The organism is Bacteroidota bacterium (assembly GCA_016714535.1).
GTDB lineage: Bacteria > Bacteroidota > Bacteroidia > AKYH767-A > OLB10 > JADKFV01.
The window spans coordinates 217418-236584 of the sequence record JADKDR010000005.1; the positions used below are offsets into that span (position 1 = coordinate 217418).

The window sequence follows — 19167 nt, forward strand, 5'->3', positions numbered from 1 at the left end:
AATGATTTGAAATAGGAGTAGAAAAACTTTTGAATTTGGTTTGTGAAATGTAAATAGATTTTTTGAACAGCCAAGAAATATTTTACAGGATGCAAATATTATTACGTAAATATCTGGTTATATAAAACCAATGGTCAGGCTTCACTATCTTAAATTTATCAAACAAATTATGACTAACGTAAAGCTTAATATAATGCCCAGAAATAATGCAATAGTTATTGCTGGTCGTACTTGTAGTTTTTGTAAAATCAAAAATAAAGAAAGGCTAATAACCCAGCTAGGAAAGTAATACACTGACAAAGCAGCAAGGTTTTGCGGTTTAAGCAAATCAAAAAAACCATGGGTGTCTTTATCAATAGAAAATAACAACCAACACGAAGCAAGTATGACGATGGAACTGATAATGATATAATGTAAAGTTTTGTTTTGTGCAGATATAATCATGGTTTGAATGCTAATTTAGCTTGAAAATTTCGGTGGCACTAAAATATGAACTTTATTTTTCGAGAAATAGTATGTTCCAATTTTATAAAAATGTAATTGAGGTGAGGTGGTCGCTATCAACAGTATAAAAGTAAACATTGAAAAATGGGTGGGTGGAAGTAGGTGATGGGCTTTATTATTTTTAACTTCAATGGAAGTGTTTATTTAAATAAAAAAGCCACCCATGAGGGTGGCTTGCACAGTATTGCTTTGATGCACTTTTAATAACTAAACGTTTTCGAATCTATTTTATCGTTGTTAAATATTGAAATCAGATAAACACCTTTTGGTGTGTTTAATGGTAATCTTATTTCATTGGTTCCTATCATTGCTTTTTTATTAGCGCCCGATTCAATCATACGTCCCATTATATCAACTATTTGATAATTATAAGGCTGATCGCTATCGTAATTAAATGATACAATAATACCATTGCCGTTTTGTGGGGCTACCATATTAATACCAAAAGCTCCTTTGCCAAATGATACTGGTACCAAACTACTAAAATCTATATTACCATCTCGTCCAATAAGTTTTAAGCGGTAATACTGGGTTCCACTTACTGGATTATTATCATACAATTCATAACTATGTATTGCACCCGGCCCTATTACAGGACGTTGACCTAAGTATAAGAACGATTCCTTATCAATTGATTTTTCAACATCGTATCGTATAAGCTCTGCATCATTTACAGCATCCCAATAAACTTTCACTTTATCCTCGATTGCTTTAGCCTTAAAGTTAAGCAGTTGAATGGGTAGGGGAGTTCCACCATGGGATAACGTCCAGGGCGAAAACTGAGTTACAGAATCTACTTGAACCGAATATGTGTTGCCTAAGTAGGCGATACCTGTAGTTTGATTTGGATTATTTAACGAAGCGATAGAATAACCATTGGCAGGTGTTGCCCAAACTCCTACTCCTGCAGTAATAATACCTCCGCATGCTAAACCACGGGCTGAAGCAGCCTCATATCGTTGCGCACGCATATTGGGAACGCTCGCAGCAGTTAGGTTTCCGGTTAATTCGCCAGGCAAATAGGTGAATTCTAGTTTTGCTATGCCTCCACCTCCGGGATCCGAAACATCAAGTTGCCAGAAACGGTCAATTGTATTCGGTGAATTGTCGGCCAAGCATTGCTTTTGATTGAAAAGATTATTTACAACGGTTGGAGTTGATGGCATAGGAATATTGTTAGGAGCTGTAGCATAAGAACTCACTATCACATCTCCGAATGTATTGTTTTTTAATTGGAATGAAAATGGCAGATACCCCGCAGGTGAACCAAGAGGGAATGTATGAATAGTCGTATTAGTTCCAATTTTCCATTTAACACGATTGTTATTATCATTTCGTTCGCTTAACACATACCCATTTGTGCGAACCATTGCATTTGGCAATGGATTATTCACCGTCATTAAATGTTGATTAAGATTGAATTCTCCGTTTATACAATTTAATACAGAGTCAACTATTATTCCCGGATTATTATAAGGGTATGGTCCGCCACCATTTATATTGCCTGTAACTGTAGTTATCAGTCCAACTGCATCATCCATATGTAATTGATTGAATGTGGTAACCTGTGTACCCATAATGGTATCTCCATTGCCCCATCCTGGTGCAGATGTATTTAAAAACTTTACTATTGAATTGCCACGAACAAAATTGTTACCACCAGATAAGCCATTGTTAATCCAGTTATGGTCAACCTATATGGTATAAGTAGAATATCTTCTGGTTACTCCAAAAGTAGTGGTAGGGCGAAATGAGAAAGTACTGGCACCAAGTGCACCAGTAAATGGCGCATTGCCACCTGTTACCAAGGTTCCATTAGGATTAGCGCCTCCGGCCGAACCTGCTATGGTTATAGCCGCCAATCCACTTACACCGTTTACCAAAGGAATAATTGAAACAGCGGAGCGGCCAATGGTGCCTTCATATAATACAGGAAAAGCCGCGGTACCCGCCCCTACAAAACTTGAATCTTTCGTGATTTCAACTGTCAAAAATTTAGTGTTATCTACTATATAAGGTGTAGCAAAATTTATTGTATAAACAACATTGGTATTGGCTGGAATAGCAGGTAATTGAAGTGATGTATTATTTAATACGGTAAAAGGTGCATTAATTACACCGGCACCTGGTATTATTGTAGGAACAGTGTTATTTACTGCAATTTCGGTTCCGGCTGCCGGTACCATTGGAAAATTGGGGCTATTATCTGTTTGCCACATCCGAATAGTTGTTCTTCCATTTGGTGCTGAAGCCATAGCAACTGCGTTTCTCAAAGTGAATGACATACTGGTTAAGACATCGCCACTGCGCAAACCCATTACTGCTAATTCTGTTGGCGAATAAAAATACTGAAACTTATTATCGGTTCTGTCAGGCCTGAATGGTGAAATTAATGTTTGACCAACCGCAGAAGCTGGCCCGGAAATCACAGTTGCGTTATAATTAGAATTTACTATCAACTGAGGATTAGTTTGGTTTGCCTGATCTCCTATAAGAACATTATGAAACATATGAAACTTGCCAGTTTGAGTAATTAATGTGTTAGGATTGCCTGCTACAAATTGCTCAGGGGCATCAACCGTAACTGAGGCAGGGTTATATATTCTTAGCGTTGCGCAAACCGGATTTTGCCCTGTGCGTATTATAGGATAATAAGATATGCCATTAACAAGAGTAACGGGGGTAATTAAGGCAGTGTCTAATACCGTAGGAATTGCAGGACACCAGTTGGTTGCAGTAAACCAATCCGTTGGATTTCCAGGGGTTCCGCCCAACCACTTACAAAGTCTGCTAGCTGGTAAAGGACAGTCTTCAACTATAGTAACATCATAATCTTCGGTTTCACCAAATGTATGATTTGAACAAGGCGTGATAGAAGCATTTGAATTTGCAAAAACTTCGCGTACACGCATTCTAACAGTTTTTGCAGTAAATGTTGCAAAGGGTCCAAGCCCCCCGGTTACAGGGTCACCAATACTAGGCACATGTAACGGAATAGTATTCCATTGAACAGCCTGAAACGCAGGATTAAAAGGTCTTCCAGCGCCCTTTGCTGGATAACCAATTACGCTCATTTGTGAGTTTGCACTCATTTGGCCTAACCAGCCAATTGTTTCGCTAATCCATCCGTTAGTACCATTTATACTATCATTAAAATCGCCATCGCCATTCCAATCTATCCAAGCTTTAAGCCCATTTGCAGAAAACCAAGTGCCGGGAGCAACACAGATTTCTTCAACAGGCGATGTAGTGCGTTTTCCTTGTCCCGCTTTTAACAACAAAGTTCTGTCCTTACCCGCGACCGTATTGGTTGGAGGAAAAAGCGTGTAATCAGGCCCATGTGGAGCATGACGTTCGCACCATTGCCCCCCTGCACCTCCAATACCTGCACAAAATGGTGCAGCACCATTGGTGTTATAAGGAATAGAGTTATCGTGTATCTGGCTTAATAATGGATCGCCACCTCCTATGCTGGATACGTAAACGCTACCTATAAAATCGTTAATAGTATATCCGGCAAAAGAAGTACCCACCGAATATGAACCGATACAATAGCTTACCCCAATGAGCATGCCTCCCGGTAAGGTGCCTGATGTACCTGGAACATTGATTAAAGTTGCACACGTATCCGAAACTATTCTTACAAAATCTGCATCAACAATATTACCCGGAGTAGATGGGGGGCTGGCATTAATATCATAGGTAAGCCAAAAGTAGTTATCGCCCATAGACATATTTGGTGAGCCAACCCCACCTAATGGCACCGAACCAAACCCTAAATAGGGGCCTACGTTGGCCAATGATACTTGGGTGGTAAATACCTGCGGTGCTGCTGAGCTATAAACAGGGCTGTTGCCGGTATAGCGCACTTTTGCATTGGCTACATCATTAGGAATATTAGTTCCGGTGGCAAGAAAATACAAAGAGTCTAATTTACAAACGTTTCCGCAATTACCCGGAAGTGACCCACAAGTAGTAACATTTATTCCAATTACCATATTGTTGGTACTGCCAGGGCCCACGGTTAAAGTATTCTGAGCCACTATAGTTGCACCTGTAGTGCGCATGCGCGTTTGAAAGCGGCTGAAACTAATTTGATCCATATAGATATTTCTGCGCGAATCCCACGTCTTTGCCATAAGTATAATGAAGACAGGCGCACAGCCATCAAACTGTGGTAAAACCGGAATGTTGAACGTGTGCTGTCTCCAAGCATTGCCGGCACCCCAACCAACGGTATCTACCCATACCGATCCAATTAATGTAGCAGCAGCTACTGAGGTAGAATTACCAACATAAACTGAAACAGAGTCGGATTGGCGATTTTGAAAGGCTGCAGGAATTCCAAGCCTCACCCCTTGAAAAAATTCATGAAATAACCAAAAACTAACAGTTGCCGGAGCACCAGCACGCCCTGAGTAATCTAAAGGTGCGGTAGATATATACGCACATCCAGAATCAATACCTCCGGTACATAAATTGTTAACATTATTAAACTGAAGGAAGTTAGGAGCGGATTGCGGAGCTGGAGCCGCGCAGCCTGAAGCAAATACATTCCATTGATTTCCAGGTAAAGTTCCGCCACCACTGGCGGGAATCGTAGAAGGATACATTACCTGCATCTGCCAAGATGTCCATGGATGATTTGTTGTTAGTGTAGCACCAATAGGATCCGTAAACACCTGTGCTGAAGCAATGTTTGTAACATATAATGTTACCGTTAACAAAAAAACAATTGCCCTTAAAACCCGGCAATGATTTTTTAATTGTAGACTTTTTACCATAGTGTTATTCGTTTGTTAGATTAACTTGATTTTTTTTTGAATAAGCGAATTTTATAAGTGGGTAAATATAATTTTTTTTTAATAAAAAATGTATACGCAAAAATATTTTTTATAGGTCCAAATGGCTAATATTAGGTTGTTCAAAAAAATCAGGTTGCACCAAAGGAGGCAAGTATTAATTTCGCACCCTCATTTTTTAATTAAATCAATCGAATGAAAGTAACAGTAGTAGGCGCAGGCAATGTAGGTAGTACATGCGCCAATGTAATTGCACATCGCGAATTATGTAACGAATTAATATTGGTGGATATCAAAGAAGGAATTGCCGAAGGCAAATCGCTTGATATGTGGCAAACATCGCCAATTAACTTATACGACACGCGTATTAAAGGTGTAACCAATGACTATAACGCTACCGCAGGCAGCGATGTAGTAGTTATAACTTCGGGCTTGCCACGCAAACCCGGAATGAGTCGCGATGACCTTATTGCCACCAATGCAGGAATCGTAAAATCGGTAACCGAGAATATCAAGAAGCATTCACCCAATGCCATTATTATTGTTGTTTCTAATCCACTTGATGTAATGACTTATTGTGCTTACCTCAACAGTGGTTTCGATTCGAAACGTGTGTTTGGTATGGCTGGAATTTTGGATACAGCCCGCTACCGTGCGTTTCTGGCCGAAGCGTTAAATTGCTCCCCTAAGGATATTCAAGCGGTATTAATGGGAGGTCATGGCGATACCATGGTGCCGCTTCCCCGTTATACAACAGTTAGCGGTATACCAGTCGCTGAGTTAATTGATGCTGCCAAGCTAGACTCAATTATAGAAAGAACCAAGAAAGGTGGTGGCGAACTTGTTAACCTTATGGGTACCTCTGCATGGTACGCTCCAGGAGCGGCTGCAGCGCAAATGGTTGAAGCTATAGTAAGAGACCAAAAGCGTATTTTCCCCTGTTGTGCTCTTTTAAATGGAGAGTATGGTCTAAAAAATATATACCTGGGAGTTCCTGTTAAATTGGGTAAAGCAGGAATCGAAGAAATAATTCAATTAAAGCTTAATGCTGACGAAATGAACTTGCTCACTCAAAGCGCAGCAGCTGTAAAAGAGGTGATGGATGTATTGGATAAAATGCCGGAAATGACAGCATAGTTCATCTTAAACTTAAAAGGAAAAGCGCTGCAATTTAGTTGTAGCGCTTTTTTGTTGATAATTCTGCAAGTCGTTATTCAACTATTTTTTTTAATTAATAAATGAAAACTACATTTGCACGAAAACGTATATATATCGAAACATGCTAAGTTCAATATTATTAAGTACACCTGCCGATTATGTTCCCATAGCTATGATGTTTGTGGTAGCCATTGGTTTTGTTATTACTACCATTTTTGTAACGCATAGACTAGGACCCAAGCGCGATACTAAAATTAAGTTGGAAGTCTTTGAATGTGGTATTGAATCAAAAGACAATGCTCGTGTTCCTTTTAATATCAAATATTTTCTTGTTGCCATATTATTTGTATTGTTTGATGTAGAGGTGATTTTTATGTACCCATGGGCAGCAAACTTTAGAGAGCTAGGATGGTTTGGTTTTGTTGAAATGATGATATTCCTTGGTACATTGCTTGTTGGTTTTGCATATGTGTGGAAAAAGGGTGCATTGAATTGGGATTAAACCGATAGCTCAAATTAATCTTGTTTTGAAAGAGAAGTTTCGAATAGGTGATAAAACATTCCACAAAAAAAGGGCACCTCATAAATAGTTCGAAAGAATAAATGTAAACACATAACAAGATAATTTTTAATGCATGACTGAACGATTTTTATCGAAACTTTTTAAGTCAGGGGTGGTTGTATAGATAAGGGTAAATTGATAGGTTAACACATGGAGCTAAAAAAATTAAAGATTTATGCTAATAGAGAAAACCTGTATGAATTATAATATATAGTATTTACTCAAAAACGTTATTAATAGTAAAAATTGAAAAATGGCTGAAGTAGAGAATATAGAAAGTTACGAAGGGCCTGGATTTATGGCCACCAAGTTAGACAAGATAGTAGGCATGGCTCGCAAAAATTCGTTGTGGCCATTGCCTTTTGCCACCTCTTGTTGCGGAATTGAATTTATGGCAACCATGGCTTCACATTATGATTTAGGGAGATTTGGATCTGAACGATTAAGCTTTTCGCCACGGCAGGCCGATATGCTCATGGTAATGGGTACCATTGCCAAAAAAATGGGACCAGTATTGCGACAAGTTTATGAGCAAATGGCAGAACCACGTTGGGTACTCAGTGTAGGCGCATGTGCTAGCACCGGAGGAATATTTGACACCTACAGTGTTTTGCAAGGTATTGATAGAGTAATTCCGGTAGACGTATATGTGCCAGGTTGTCCACCACGTCCTGAGCAAATACTTGACGGAGTTTTAGAAATTCAAAAATTAGTGGAAAACGAAAGTTTGCGCAGACGCAATAGTGACGAGTATAAAGCCTTGCTTGCCTCTTACAATATGGAATAATATGAATACACCCAACAAAGACAATTTTACCGAGTTACTCAAGGCTGATTTTGCCGAAGGTATAATAAACTCTTCTCTTGAATATGACATATTGTGCGTTGAAGTGAAAAATGAAATAGCACATGATGTAATCTCATCATTAAAGGAAAAGCATGGATTTGCTTTTCTCACTAGCTTAAATGCCATGCATTTTCCTGATTTAAAAAGCAAGTTTGGCATGGTATATCATTTACATAATCTGCCCCAAAATCTAGTGGTTCGCGTAAAATCTTTTGGCAACAATGAGCATCCACAATTTAAGTCACTATGCGATATATTTCCTTCGGCTAATTGGATGGAACGACAAGAGTATGATTTCTTTGGATTTCATTTTGATGGACATCCAAACCTAAAGAGAATATTAAACATGGATTCGCTGGAAGGATGGCCACTGCGTAAAGAATATCCTCTGGAAGATCAAACACGCACAGATAAAGACGATCGCATGTTTGGTAGATAAATAACAATACATTAAAAAGAATCATTCCTATGGCTAATAATAAAAATAAAATTGCTGCTACGCATGATGATACGATTGTATTATCTTTTGGCGAAGGAACGAACACCGGCAATGAGCAAGTTGTAGTTCGAGATAAGAAGGATAGATATACTACGCTTAATCTTGGCCCTACACATCCTGCTACCCATGGCATCTTCCAAAATGTGCTCACCATGGATGGCGAAATTATTATAGATGCGGTTCCCACGGTGGGATACATACACAGAGCTTTTGAAAAATTGGCTGAGCGCAGACCTTATAATCAAATAACACCAATTACCGATCGTTTAAATTACTGCTCATCGCCCATTAATAACATTGGTTGGCATATGACGGTAGAAAAACTTGCACGAATTGAAATTCCGAAAAGGGTTCAATACCTGCGTGTAATTATAATGGAGTTGGCACGCATTGCCGATCATATTATTTGCAATTCGGTAATTGCGGTTGACAGTGGTGCCATGACCGGCTTCTTGTATGTATTTCAGTACCGCGAAAAAATTTATGAAATTTATGAAGAGATATGTGGCGCGCGCCTAACAACCAACATTGGACGCATAGGTGGATTTGAGCGCGAATTTCCGCAAAAGGCCTGGGAAAAAATTGAAGCATTATTAAAGGAATTACCAGCCGGGTTAAAAGAGTTTGAAAATTTGGTTGAACGCAATCGTATATTTATGGACCGCACCATTAATTGTGGACCCATCACCGCAGAGAATGCTTTGGCATACAGTTTTACAGGACCTAATTTGCGCGCTGCGGGCATCGATTATGACGTACGTGTTATGAATCCGTACTCAAGTTATGAAGATTTTGACTTTATCATTCCTATAGGAACAAATGGCGATACTTACGATCGATTTAGGGTTCGAGAGCAGGAAATGTGGGAGAGCATGAGCATCATCAAACAGGCTATGCAAAAACTTACCACCCTTGCCGATAAAAGTACTTATCATGCAGAAGTACCAGAGTTTTATTTACCACCAAAAGAAGATGTGTATTCCAAAATGGAAGCCCTTATCTACCATTTCAAAATTGTGATGGGAGAAACAGAAATTCCCAAAGGAGAAGTGTATCATGCCGTAGAAGGTGGTAATGGTGAGTTAGGATATTATCTTGTAAGCGATGGTGGCCGCACACCGTATAGGCTTCATATTCGCAGGCCTTGTTTTATTTATTATCAGGCTTATCCCGAAATGATAAAGGGTGGTATGTTAAGCGATGCCATTCTTACTATGAGCAGCATGAATGTTATAGCCGGAGAGTTGGATGCTTAATTAATTATACATGATACAGCGTGCAATAGTTGGAACGAACTAATAATGTTCTAAACGGTGTTTCAAAATAAGTGCTTGTCAGGTGTTCCTGGCTTCAAACAAATTATAAAAAAGAACATAGAAATATGGAAATAGAATTACTCATAAAATTTTTGCTGGTAGTAGGGGTGTTTGCTGTAGCGCTAGGCATAGCAGCATACTCAACCTACGGTGAGCGCAAGATTGCTGCCTTTTTACAAGACAGATTAGGGCCAAATCGCGCGGGGCCGTTTGGCCTTTTACAACCACTTGCCGATGGTGTAAAGATGATAATGAAAGAAGAAATCATCCCTGCACATGCCGACAAGTTTCTTTTTATTCTTGGTCCGGCTTTAGCCATGCTTACAGCCTGTATGACCGGGGTAGTAATTCCATGGGGAGGAACATTGCAAATTGGCGGACGCGAGTTTCCACTTCAAGTTACCGATATAAATATCGGTATACTCTATGCTTTTGCGGTAGTTTCTATAGGTGTATATGGTGTAATGATAGGAGGATGGGCCAGCAATAATAAATATGCACTGATGGGTGCGCTGCGGGCTTCATCGCAAATGATTAGCTATGAGTTGGCCATGGGTATGAGCATTGTTGCGTTGGTTATGCTTACAGGTGAACTTAGTTTAAGTAAAATTGTACAACAACAAAGTGGTTGGCATTGGAACGTGATTTATCAACCCCTTGGTTTTTTAATATTTATTGTTTGCGCATTTGCTGAATGCAACCGCACACCTTTCGATTTACCTGAATGTGAAAGCGAACTGGTTGGAGGCTATCATACCGAGTATTCAAGTATGAAATTGGGCTTCTACCTTTTTGCCGAATATATCAACATGTTTATCTCTTCAGCAATTATCTCATCGCTTTATTTTGGCGGGTACAATTTTCCGGGATTAGACATGCTTAATTTATCGCATAACTTAATGACCATTTTAGGCACTTTAATTTTCTTTGGTAAAATAGTTTTCTTCATATTCTTCTTTATGTGGATACGATGGACTATCCCTCGTTTCCGTTATGATCAGTTGATGCACCTTGGCTGGAAGGTTATGATTCCGCTTGCAATAGTGAATATGATAATAACCGGTGCAGTCATATTGTGGTTAAGGTAATTTCTCAATCTGCCTGTTTAGAGTATATCGGCTAAACAAATAATAATTAAGAAGGCACGCTACTTAGGGTACCTTCTTCTTTATAAGGAAATCGAAAAAGTTTAAACTGTGCAAAAGCAAATCACTGCTAGCAAGCTATAAGCAAAAAGTTTTTTGATAATAAGTGAAAGGCTTTTTAAAATTTAAGTAGCTCCAACTAAAGTTTTCAATTAGAACGTGTTTTACTAGTCGTTTATCTACGCTGCACGTATTAAAAACTTAATACGTGTTGGTGTTTATAACAATTCATTCTGCAAATTTCCTTTCCATCATAATCTCTGGTTTTTCAAGTTCGGTAAAGCCGTACTTGCGGTAAAGTTCTTTGGCAGTGCTGCTTCTAAGCAACATTTTACGAATAGTTGTATGTATCTCATCATCTAAAATATATTCCACAAGTAACTTACCATAACCCTTGCCACTGTGAGGTGGTAAAATAAACACATCACACAAGTAGGCAAATGTTGCGCTATCAGTTATTGTGCGGCCAAATCCTATTTGCTCACCATCGAGAAAGGCTCCATAACACTCCGAGTTTTGTATAGAGCGTTCAACTATATTTTTAGTAACTCCTTTTGCCCAATAACTATGATTACAGAGGTAATCATGTATCAGGTTCACGTTTAGCCGACTTTTGTCTTTGTTAATTTCTAATTTCATAGGATTATTTTTTTAACTGCATTATCCACAGCTTGTGTCACGGTAACTATATCTGCTTCGCTTAGGTGAAGATGCACTGGCAACGAAATTTCGTAACTGAAGTTAGCGTAACTTATCGGGTAGTCAGTCATTTGGTAGCCGGCATTTTTATAGAACGAAAGAAGTGGCAAAGGAATAAAATGCACATTCACCGAAACGTCTGCATCAAATATTTGCTGCATAACGGCATCGCGCTGCGCCTCAGTACAATTATTTATTCGAAGTGTGTATAAGTGATAAGATGTTTCGCGGTTATCATCTGCCAACACTGGCACGGTGTATTCTTTCTTATTAATAAAAAAGTTCTGGTATGCCATGCAAATTTCCTTTCGTCTAACAAGTAGCATGCTATCGTAGCGTTCAAGTTCTATTAAACCAATGGCTGCTGACAAATCTGTCATGTTACATTTATAGCCGGCCTCAATAATATCATAACGCCAATTCCCTTTTTGCATCTTGGCAAGGGCATCCTTGTTTTGACCATGTAAAGTAAATATGCAGAGGTATCGGTAGATGGCTTCATTATCGAAGGGGGCAGGCAGGTTAAGCACAATGGCACCACCTTCGGCAGTAGTAAGATTTTTTACTGCATGAAAAGAAAATACTGAAATATCGGTAAGTATACCTGCACGTTTACCTTTATAGGTTGCGCCAAATGAGTGTGCCGCATCCGATAAAATAAGAATCCTGGCAAGTTGCTGCTGTGCTTCGGTAGTTGCCTTAAATAATGAACGTATATCGTTATCGTTAACAATGGAATGAATTTCATCATAGTCGCAAGGCAACCCCGCAAAATCTACCGGCATTATCACCTTGGTTTTTTCGGTAATGGCCGCCTTTATTTTTTCGGGCGAAATGCAGAAATCATCCTCATTAATATCCACCAGCACAGGTGTTGCACCGCAGTGCATAACTACGTTAGCGGTGGCACTATACGTGTAGGCAGGCAATATGACTTCATCACCCGGCCCCACGCCAAACCAACGCAATATTATTTCAAGACCTGCGGTAGCACTATTAAGGCAAAGGACATTGGGTGCATGACAGTATTCAGCAATTTTTTTTTCGAAAAGTTTGGTGCGAGGCCCTGTAGTTATCCATCCTGACTTGAGGGTAGCTACCACTTCGTTTATAATTTTATCGTCAATATAGGGAGGAGCAAATGCAATCATTCCTGCTTTTTTTTTGGCAATACTAAAAATATAAAATCACTTTCCCTTGATTTGTTTTTATATTACATATTTGCATCAAGTTCCAATTCCCCCAATAATGAAATGCTAACCATATTATTTGTAATACCGGGTAGTCCTGAGGGCAACTCAATGATTTTTAGTAAACGTCAGGCCAGGCAGTTGGAAGAGGCTGGGCATAAGGTGGTTGTATTTTATTTGCAAGAGCGTGGAGGTATTATGGATTTAGTTAGGCAAACAAAGCTAGTAAAAGCACAAATCAAGCAGCACAACCCCGATGTAGTTCATGCGCATTATGGCACATTTACAGCTATGGTGGTGGCCCTGTGCCGGTTTAAGCGGACAATTATTACGTATCAGGGCAGTGACCTGAACATGTTACGTAGCGAACCATGGCTAAAGGAGGTTGTTGCAAAACTATTTTCGCAACTTGCTTCCATTCAGGCTTACAAGGTTATATGTGTGAGTAAAAAGTTAAGGCAAAAATTAATTTTTGCCAGGAGTAAATGCAGTATCATTCCTATGGGAGTAGATTTGGAGCAATATTATCCAATACCCATGCAAGAAGCGCGAAACCAACTCAGATGGACCATTGATGCAAAAATTATTTTATTCAATTATAATAATGCAGCTGTAAAGCGTATTGACATTGCGCAACAGGCAACAGCACTGGTGCAGCAACAAATGCCCGATTTACAATTGCATGTGCTGGATGGAAAGGTGGAGTATGAAAAGTTGCTACTTATGTACAATGCAAGCAACTGCTTACTTATGTGCAGCGATAGCGAAGGCAGCCCAACAATGATTAAGGAGGCGATGGCTTGTAATTTGCCTGTAGTATCGTCTGATGCAGGAGATATATTTGAAAATATAAAAGCAACAAACCCCGTTGCAATGTGCAAGCAGCAAGCTGAGGACATAGCTTCAGGGATAATACAAGTTGTAAACAAAAATCAGCGTTCAAATGGGAGAGAGGTTGTTACAAGTTTGCAGCTTGATAGCCATACCTTGTTGCAAAAATTAATTTATTTGTACCAATCTTAAAATAGTGCTCCACCTAATAGGATATATTATCTATTCTGTCATGATGATGTTCATGCTGTGGCGCACGTGGACCAGGCATAAGTCAGTTGTTGCACTTTTGCCAACTATAATTTTAGTGTATTGGCTTTTTGCAGGTGGATTCTTTATAATTATAGATCAGCTTACCAACAACAGCACAAGTGCCATAGGTGTGCATTACTACGATTATTTTCAAAAGCTGTTGCCGGTGAGACTCAATAATGCTTATTTGTTAACCATAACCATATATGCCGCCTTCATTCTTATTATTCAGCTTCTGGTATGGCGATATTGGCCTGCATCAAGCAAACCAAAAGTATCCTTGCATTTTAACTGGAAAAGTATGTGTAGCATATCGTTGGTGCTAATGATGTATGCGCTACTGTTGTTATGGCCTTCACTTAAAGAGTCGTTTTATCAAAGGCAGTCGTTTTATTTATATCTTGCTTCACATCATTCACGTTTCGATTCGCTTGCACAGGTGTGCAAGCAATTGTCTGTTTTTATTTCATTTATCACACTTACACTTTTTATTGTTTCCGATGCTGCTACTCCTGCGCTACAAATGAAGAAAAGCTACCTGGCAATAGCCGTAGTCATTTGCGTGTATGTGCTGGTTACGTCTATTGCATTATTAATAGGTTCGCGACACGTTCTAATTTTTTCAGGGTTATTTGCTTTGTGCTTTTATTTGCTCAATACAACTAAGATCAGCTATTACAAACTGGCACTAATAGCGGTTTTATTTGTAACACCTGTTTGGGCAATAGAACATACCCGAGGCCTGCCTATAATGAATTTGCTGCTAAGTGCTTCTACTGAAATTGCGGCTCCTGTACAAACGCCAACTTTAATTCAATCTCTTTTAGGTACAGCCTTCAGCAACGAAATGTTCGTGCCGCATATGAGTTTGTATTGCATTATTCAATATGACTTGCCATTTACTGGTGGTCAGAGTTTTGTCTATTTAGTACACTCACTAATTCCCGCAGCCATCTCCGGAAATAGGCCTCCTGACAGCTATACGGTGTATAGCCGTATTTTTAATTATTATGGAAGTCAGGGTTTTACTATAAGTCAACCTGCCGGTTGGTATCTCAATTTTGGCGTGGCTGGCGCATTGTTTGGCGCTCTTATATGGGGGCTATTCATTGGTTGGACGCAACGGATTTTTTTATTGTACAAAGGATCTTTCAAATTGATGATTATTTTACAAGCCACTGTAACATGTTCGCTGGTTGCGTACATACCCAATATGGTCCGATGCGGTCCCGAGGTATACAAAGCATTACTTTTTGAAGCTATCTTGTTGCCCGCTATTTGTCTTGCTTGCTGTTCTAAAGTTGGTACTGTAAACGAATGATATTAATATCGGTAATTATACCTTGCAGAAACGAGAAGTTGCACATTTCTAATTGTGTAAACTCGCTGGTACAGTCAACTTTGCCAACGGATCAATTTGAAATTCTGGTGGTTGATGGCATGAGTGACGATGGCACACGAGAAGTAGTTGCTGATTTGTGCAAGCTATTTCCCAATGTGGAATTGTTAGACAACACGATGCAACTAACACCGTATGCTTTTAATATTGGAATAATAAGATCGCGGGGTAAGTATGTGCTTATTACCGGAGCGCGAAATGTGTTGCAACCAAACTATATGCAGGCATGCATTGCAAAACTTGAAGCTGATAAACGTATTAAATGTGTAGGAGGTGTAATGCACAGCACGTATGGGAATGAAACCGGTAAGTGTATTGCCATTGCTATGTCGAGCCCCATTGGTGTTGGCTTTGGCAATTTCCGTGCAATTGAGCAGGATGCTTTTACCGACACTGCTGCTGTGCCGGTGTATGACAAAACCATTTTTGAAGAAGTAGGAATGTTTGATGAGGAACTTACACGAAATCAGGATGATGAGTTTAACTTCCGTCTTACGCGCAAGGGATATAAAATATTGGTAACTGCCGACACTTACTCGACATACCAGGTGCGTGGGACCTTTTATAATTTGTGGAGGCAATATTTTCAGTATGGATATTTTAAAGTGTATGTAAATAAAAAGCACCGTCACATTACTACTTACCGTCAACTTGCACCAGCAGCATTAATCATGTATCTGTTTTTGGGTTTACTGTTTGCTTTGCTTTTTCATTCTTTGCGCAACTTGTATTTCTTATCGGTTGCCATTTATCTCATTATTGTTATTTCTTTCTCCTTTTACAAAACGAAAAGAATAACCAAGGCCTTGCGTGTAGCTTATGCCATCTGGATTTTACATGCTGCATATGGATTAGGTTATTTAAAAGGCATTTTCGATTTTATAGTTCTTTCTAAAAAAATAAACATTGATCAAAAATTGTCGCGATAAGTAGACGAATGAAGTATAAGGATCTAATACCGGTTTTTATTATCTATTGTTTGGTTGCAATATATGCAACCTTATTATGCTATCCCAAGTTGATAGGTTACCCCATTATTACGTGCCTTGCTTTAAGTATTTTTTCTTTGCGTAAAGATGCATTTGCAAAGTCGTGGATCTTTGCATTGTGGCTGCCAATAGTTTTACTCGCTACTTGGTTAATAGGTATGCTTTATACAGATAACATGCCTGCCGGCTGGTTCGATATTGAAAAAAGGCTACCAATCATTCTCTTGCCTTTTATCATATTTTTAAACTGCAATATTATTTTGCAATCGATCACAAACGTACGAATGTATATAGTCATAGTTACTATTATCAATTGCCTTGCCTGTATAGTTCTTGCATTGGTTGAGAAAATTCAAACCGGGTACAATACTTTTCATTATCAATATTTGTCAAAATTTATTCATCCTTCCTATCTTGCTTTAGCTATTAATGCTGCAATCATATTAATTTTACAGCATCATATGCGTTTTTTTAAAAGACGTGTGTGGTATTATGCGACCTTGATTTTCTTGATTCTTTTTCAATTGCGTCTCGATGCAAAGGCCGGTATCATTGTAATGTTGCTCATACTTGGGGGCTATCTTGCAATTAGTTTATTGAAGAAACCGGATAAGCAAAAATTTAGAATAGCCTTTTTTATTACTGCAGCAGTTGTATTAGTTTTGGGTGGGCTCGAGGCCAAGTATAACCGCATTGGAAGTATGATCAAAGCACTTACCGAAAAGGAGCTTAATCCGCAATCGGAAGATAGTAATGAATTACGAATTTTAATTTGGCGCAGCGTAGTACCTTATATGAAGGAGCATGTTATTGCCGGTAGTGGCACCGGTGATGCCACAGATGTGATGATGCAAATGTACACCCAACGAAATATTACGCATGCTGTCAAAAATCAGTTGAATGTTCATAGTCAGTATTTCGAATTTATGGTGGCTGGTGGCCTTGTTTGTATTTTGCCTTTTTTGTTTTATCTGCTTTATCCTTTATTTATTTCATTAAGAAGACTTTATTGGGAACATGTTTTTATTTGTCTTTTATTCATACTTAATTTTGCTGTAGAGTCCATGCTCGAAACTGCTGCCGGTGCCGGTCTGTTTGCATTGATATTTAACTTGACGCTTCTGAATTTACATCACCGCATCAACAATACACATGCGCATGCAAATGCATTAGCAGAAGATTGATAGTGGGTAGCATACTGATAATTTTCAATGCAGCTAGTTTAATTATGTTGCAAAAATGAATGTTTAATATAAAGGCAGAATTAGAGTTTATTAATTTAAGCAATGGTATTTATTTTGTAAGTTCAATTAAAGTTTAACAGATTTGCAAAACGAATAGTTGTAATAATTTATGTTAAAGGATATTTGGGAAAGTAAGAGTGAAGTAAAGGATATTGCCATAGCAGCTGTTTTGGAGCAAACCGAAAATCAGGAGGATGAGTGGCATATATACTTAATAAATTTAAAGAACAACTCAATAGAAGGAGTATTAGTTTCATCTTCCGGATTTGGAGAGCTGGGTGGTGAAATGAGACGCACATCCGTTTTAAGACATTTTCTTGATGAAATGGAGGCGCAATCATTTAAGCTAATAGAACCCATTATGGAAGATGTACTCAAGCTTAGCAACGAGTATTGGGTAAGCTTTTACGAGAATAAAAAAATTTATGAGAAGCGATATGTTTTTGTGCCAGATGCCATTCGCAAAGATTTCATGATTACCATTCCTATAATAAATAAACGCGGGGTTATGTTACAATAGCGCTCAAAGCGGTTTTATCATTTTAATTTCGCAGGAGTGGTGTCCTGTATTTCCAAGAGTATGATAGTAATATTCAAAACCGTTTTTCTTGTAAAGGCGTATGGCAGTTTCAAATTCTTTAATAGTTTCGAGATAGCAAAATTGGTAGCCAAACCGCTTGGCATCATCAAGGCATTTTTCCATTAAGTGTTGTGCAATTCCTTTTTTTCGTGCATGTGGTGCCAGAAACATTCGTTGCAATTCGCAATAGATAGTTGCATCAGCACCTGGTAATTGGTTGATACCGCAGCCTCCTGCCACTGCGCCTACGGTTTCTACTATATAATAAATTGCTCCGGGTTGTTGGTACTGCTCATACATGGCATCTAATGTTGGATCATAATAAATTGTGCCCGACCGGGCTACATCAAACTCTTCCATTACAGCACGTATGATAGATGCAAGCGCAGTGTTATCATCAGCGGTAATTAACCGAATGGTATATTCCTGCTTATCCATTTTTTTAAATAAATGCTTCTATCCAATGCACAAATTGTGCATTGCCTTTTGTATAATATGTTTTTAGCTGATGCAGGCACAACATATCGCTGCTTACTACATAATCTACTTCGAGGTCTTGCAACTTGGCAATAAATCCCTGCGCCATAGCAGCGGATAGGTTTGGGAAATTTAAAGGGATTGCTCCATGACAACCACAGCACTCATGCGCTTCTCCGGGTATTTCAATCAGCTTAATCTGTGGGTTGTTAGCCAGCAAAATTTTGGCAGCATTAGCACTGCCTATATCATTGCGCATGTGGCAACTTTCATAGTAAACAATATTGCCGAGTATTTTTGATTCGAGTATCACATTTTTTTGTTCTAACACAATAAACTCTCCAAGCTCGAAAACTTTTTTTTGAAGCGCATTATACTCGTTGTGAAAGGTAGAGTTGTGAAATGTTTTTTTGTATTCTACTCTTAGCATTGCCGCACAGTAACTATCAGGGCAAATTATCGGGCGGTCGGTACTTAGTTCTTTTATTATTTTTTCACCGGCTTCTTTACATAAATCATTATGGCCATGCACCATGGCAGGTCTTCCACAACAAGTAATGCCCGAATTATAATTAACAGTATGCCCAAGTTGCTCCAGCAATTTGGTAGTCTTTATTGCAATATCAGGATAGAAATGATCAATATAACAAGGGACAAATAAATCGAGCAACAT

17 protein-coding genes are annotated in these 19167 nt (G+C 38.8%); 11 read left to right on the forward strand and 6 right to left on the reverse strand.

Annotated features, from left to right (window positions below):
• Nucleotides 1-704: 704 nt before the first annotated feature.
• Together IPO27_08545 and IPO27_08550 are read right to left on the reverse strand one after the other, a co-directional pair.
• Nucleotides 705-2081, reverse strand: a complete 1377-nt coding sequence (locus IPO27_08545) for a T9SS type A sorting domain-containing protein (GenBank protein ID MBK8846568.1) — start codon at nt 2079-2081, stop codon at nt 705-707.
• A gap of 117 nt (nt 2082-2198) precedes the next feature.
• Nucleotides 2199-5288, reverse strand: coding sequence for a hypothetical protein (locus IPO27_08550; GenBank protein MBK8846569.1), 3090 nt, complete (start codon nt 5286-5288; stop codon nt 2199-2201).
• A 213-nt stretch (nt 5289-5501) separates the two neighbouring features.
• Here IPO27_08550 and mdh point away from each other — a divergent pair, with 213 nt between their 5' ends.
• The 6 genes from mdh (at nt 5502) to nuoH (ending at nt 10776) form a co-directional block, all read left to right on the forward strand.
• Complete coding sequence (mdh, locus tag IPO27_08555; protein ID MBK8846570.1) at nt 5502-6443, forward strand: malate dehydrogenase; 942 nt, start codon at nt 5502-5504, stop codon at nt 6441-6443.
• 142 nt (nt 6444-6585) lie between these two features.
• Nucleotides 6586-6966, forward strand: coding sequence for an NADH-quinone oxidoreductase subunit A (locus IPO27_08560; GenBank protein ID MBK8846571.1), 381 nt, complete (start codon nt 6586-6588; stop codon nt 6964-6966).
• A gap of 313 nt (nt 6967-7279) precedes the next feature.
• A complete protein-coding gene (locus IPO27_08565; protein MBK8846572.1) occupies nt 7280-7813 on the forward strand; it encodes an NADH-quinone oxidoreductase subunit B in 534 nt (177 codons plus the stop codon).
• A 1-nt stretch (nt 7814) separates the two neighbouring features.
• Nucleotides 7815-8312 carry an NADH-quinone oxidoreductase subunit C gene (locus tag IPO27_08570; protein MBK8846573.1) on the forward strand — a complete coding sequence of 166 codons (498 nt, stop codon included), beginning with the start codon at nt 7815-7817 and terminating at the stop codon, nt 8310-8312.
• Between the two features lie 29 nt (nt 8313-8341).
• Nucleotides 8342-9628, forward strand: a complete 1287-nt coding sequence (locus tag IPO27_08575; GenBank protein MBK8846574.1) for an NADH-quinone oxidoreductase subunit D — start codon at nt 8342-8344, stop codon at nt 9626-9628.
• A 125-nt stretch (nt 9629-9753) separates the two neighbouring features.
• A complete protein-coding gene (gene nuoH, locus IPO27_08580) occupies nt 9754-10776 on the forward strand; it encodes an NADH-quinone oxidoreductase subunit NuoH (protein ID MBK8846575.1) in 1023 nt (340 codons plus the stop codon).
• 285 nt (nt 10777-11061) lie between these two features.
• Here the strand turns inward: nuoH and IPO27_08585 are convergent, their stop codons facing one another.
• Entirely contained in the window at nt 11062-11472 is a 411-nt protein-coding gene (locus IPO27_08585) for a GNAT family N-acetyltransferase (protein ID MBK8846576.1), read from the reverse strand.
• On the reverse strand, nt 11469-12683 hold the full coding sequence (locus tag IPO27_08590) for a DegT/DnrJ/EryC1/StrS family aminotransferase (protein MBK8846577.1): 1215 nt from the start codon (nt 12681-12683) through the stop codon (nt 11469-11471). The genes IPO27_08585 and IPO27_08590 overlap by 4 nt, the downstream gene beginning before the upstream one ends.
• Nucleotides 12684-12785: 102 nt before the next feature.
• Here IPO27_08590 and IPO27_08595 point away from each other — a divergent pair, with 102 nt between their 5' ends.
• The 5 genes from IPO27_08595 to IPO27_08615 all read left to right on the forward strand — a co-directional run bounded on the left by IPO27_08595 (nt 12786) and on the right by IPO27_08615 (nt 17957).
• A complete protein-coding gene (locus IPO27_08595; GenBank protein MBK8846578.1) occupies nt 12786-13745 on the forward strand; it encodes a glycosyltransferase in 960 nt (319 codons plus the stop codon).
• Between the two features lie 4 nt (nt 13746-13749).
• Entirely contained in the window at nt 13750-15126 is a 1377-nt protein-coding gene (locus tag IPO27_08600; GenBank protein MBK8846579.1) for a hypothetical protein, read from the forward strand.
• Entirely contained in the window at nt 15123-16133 is a 1011-nt protein-coding gene (locus tag IPO27_08605) for a glycosyltransferase family 2 protein (protein ID MBK8846580.1), read from the forward strand. The genes IPO27_08600 and IPO27_08605 overlap by 4 nt, the downstream gene beginning before the upstream one ends.
• A gap of 8 nt (nt 16134-16141) precedes the next feature.
• Entirely contained in the window at nt 16142-17377 is a 1236-nt protein-coding gene (locus IPO27_08610) for an O-antigen ligase family protein (GenBank protein ID MBK8846581.1), read from the forward strand.
• 169 nt (nt 17378-17546) lie between these two features.
• Nucleotides 17547-17957 (forward strand): hypothetical protein, encoded by a 411-nt coding sequence (locus IPO27_08615; protein ID MBK8846582.1) that lies wholly within the window; start codon nt 17547-17549, stop codon nt 17955-17957.
• A gap of 3 nt (nt 17958-17960) precedes the next feature.
• On the opposite strand, the gene IPO27_08620 is transcribed toward IPO27_08615, so the two are convergent.
• Both IPO27_08620 and IPO27_08625 read right to left on the reverse strand, forming a co-directional pair.
• Nucleotides 17961-18455 (reverse strand): GNAT family N-acetyltransferase, encoded by a 495-nt coding sequence (locus IPO27_08620; protein MBK8846583.1) that lies wholly within the window; start codon nt 18453-18455, stop codon nt 17961-17963.
• Between the two features lie 4 nt (nt 18456-18459).
• Nucleotides 18460-19167, reverse strand: coding sequence for a (Fe-S)-binding protein (locus IPO27_08625; GenBank protein MBK8846584.1), 708 nt, complete (start codon nt 19165-19167; stop codon nt 18460-18462).

Bases quoted from the DNA above. Each gene is read 5' to 3' on its own strand.
- nuoH (MBK8846575.1), top strand. From the start codon at position 9,754: ATGGAAATAGAATTACTCATAAAATTTTTGCTGGTAGTAGGGGTGTTT.
- IPO27_08560 (MBK8846571.1), top strand. From the start codon at position 6,586: ATGCTAAGTTCAATATTATTAAGTACACCTGCCGATTATGTTCCCATA.
- IPO27_08550 (MBK8846569.1), bottom strand. From the start codon at position 5,288: ATGGTAAAAAGTCTACAATTAAAAAATCATTGCCGGGTTTTAAGGGCA.
- IPO27_08565 (MBK8846572.1), top strand. From the start codon at position 7,280: ATGGCTGAAGTAGAGAATATAGAAAGTTACGAAGGGCCTGGATTTATG.
- IPO27_08620 (MBK8846583.1), bottom strand. From the start codon at position 18,455: ATGGATAAGCAGGAATATACCATTCGGTTAATTACCGCTGATGATAAC.
- IPO27_08615 (MBK8846582.1), top strand. From the start codon at position 17,547: ATGTTAAAGGATATTTGGGAAAGTAAGAGTGAAGTAAAGGATATTGCC.
- IPO27_08610 (MBK8846581.1), top strand. From the start codon at position 16,142: ATGAAGTATAAGGATCTAATACCGGTTTTTATTATCTATTGTTTGGTT.
- mdh (MBK8846570.1), top strand. From the start codon at position 5,502: ATGAAAGTAACAGTAGTAGGCGCAGGCAATGTAGGTAGTACATGCGCC.
- IPO27_08595 (MBK8846578.1), top strand. From the start codon at position 12,786: ATGCTAACCATATTATTTGTAATACCGGGTAGTCCTGAGGGCAACTCA.
- IPO27_08570 (MBK8846573.1), top strand. From the start codon at position 7,815: ATGAATACACCCAACAAAGACAATTTTACCGAGTTACTCAAGGCTGAT.
- IPO27_08605 (MBK8846580.1), top strand. From the start codon at position 15,123: ATGATATTAATATCGGTAATTATACCTTGCAGAAACGAGAAGTTGCAC.
- IPO27_08545 (MBK8846568.1), bottom strand. From the start codon at position 2,081: ATGGGTACACAGGTTACCACATTCAATCAATTACATATGGATGATGCA.
- IPO27_08575 (MBK8846574.1), top strand. From the start codon at position 8,342: ATGGCTAATAATAAAAATAAAATTGCTGCTACGCATGATGATACGATT.
- IPO27_08625 (MBK8846584.1), bottom strand. From the start codon at position 19,167: ATGTTGCTCGATTTATTTGTCCCTTGTTATATTGATCATTTCTATCCT.
- IPO27_08585 (MBK8846576.1), bottom strand. From the start codon at position 11,472: ATGAAATTAGAAATTAACAAAGACAAAAGTCGGCTAAACGTGAACCTG.
- IPO27_08590 (MBK8846577.1), bottom strand. From the start codon at position 12,683: ATGATTGCATTTGCTCCTCCCTATATTGACGATAAAATTATAAACGAA.